Source organism: Streptococcus pluranimalium (assembly GCF_047785705.1).
Taxonomy (GTDB): domain Bacteria; phylum Bacillota; class Bacilli; order Lactobacillales; family Streptococcaceae; genus Streptococcus; species Streptococcus pluranimalium_A.
On record NZ_JBLOJV010000102.1, the window covers coordinates 1 to 762 of the forward strand.

Here is a 762-nt window from a genome sequence, read left to right on the forward strand (position 1 = left end):
CCTTTGTCACCTCTCGGACCTTGTGGACCTACTGGGCCTATTTCACCGCGGTCGCCTTTTGCGCCATCTTGGCCGGCTGGACCTTGTTCGCCTGGCTCACCTTTGTCACCTCTCGGGCCTTGTGGACCTACTGGGCCTGTTTCACCACGGTCGCCTTTTGCGCCGTCTTGACCGGCTGGGCCTTGTTCGCCTGGCTCACCTTTGTCACCTCTCGGACCTTGTGGACCTACTGGGCCAACTGCACCTGCTGGACCTGTGTCTCCGCGGTCGCCTTTTGCGCCGTCTTGACCGGCTGGGCCTTGTGGGCCTTGTTCGCCTGTGTCTCCGCGGTCACCTTTAGTCCCGTCTTGACCGGCTGGACCTTGTTCGCCTGGCTCTCCTTTGTCACCTCTCGGACCTTGTGGACCTACTGGGCCTATTTCACCGCGGTCGCCTTTTGCGCCGTCTTGGCCGGCTGGGCCTTGTTCGCCTCTCGGGCCTTGTGGGCCTACTGGACCAGTGTCTCCGCGGTCGCCTTTTGCGCCATCTTGGCCGGCTGGGCCTTGTTCGCCTGGCTCTCCTTTGTCACCTCTCGGGCCTTGTGGGCCTACTGGGCCTGTGTCTCCGCGGTCGCCTTTTGCGCCATCTTGGCCGGCTGGGCCTTGTTCGCCTGGCTCACCTTTGTCACCTCTCGGACCTTGTGGGCCCGCTGGGCCGACTGCACCTGCTGGACCTGTTTCACCACGATCGCCTTTTGCGCCGTCTTGACCGGCTGGGCCTTGT

The 762-nt window shown here is 63.4% G+C and carries 1 pseudogene; it reads right to left on the reverse strand.

The features are described 5' to 3' along the window. Positions 1-762, reverse strand: a pseudogene (locus ACMZ6Z_RS09520) (peptidase); the annotation flags it as partial.